1 protein-coding gene is annotated in these 390 nt (G+C 33.8%); it reads right to left on the bottom strand.

Going from position 1 to position 390, the window contains the following annotated elements; all coding sequences use genetic code 11:
• A partial coding sequence (locus ACZIRK_RS45515; protein WP_474419884.1) for a hypothetical protein occupies positions 1 to 390 on the bottom strand: 390 nt, incomplete at both ends.

The raw sequence follows: 390 nt of genomic DNA, 5'->3' as shown, positions 1-390 counted from the left end.
ATGTCGCCCCCCCCCCCCCAAACCAAATTAATTTGTGGGTACACAAAACCACACAAACAACAAAAGAGCAAACCCCCTGGTAAAATAAAAATACCCAAATAAACACCCAAAAAACCCACAAACACCAAAAAAAAACCCCAAAAAACACAAAAAACAATTATCCCCAACAACAAACCCACCACAAAAAAAAACACAACCAAAAAAAAAAACCCCCCCCCCCCCAAAAAAAAAAAAAAAAAAAAAAAAACAACCCCCAAAACAACAAAAAAAAAAAAATAAATACAAAAAAACACACACACCCCAGGCAGTGGTTTAAAAAAACACCCCATATTAAAAAGAGGGAGAGAGAAGAAAAAAAAAAAAAAACAAGCACACAAAAAGAAAAAAAAA

The sequence above is a fragment of the Bradyrhizobium sp. Leo114 genome (assembly GCF_055229415.2).
Note: the sequence above shows the minus strand (reverse complement) of the source record. Positions and strands in the feature narration are given on the sequence as shown.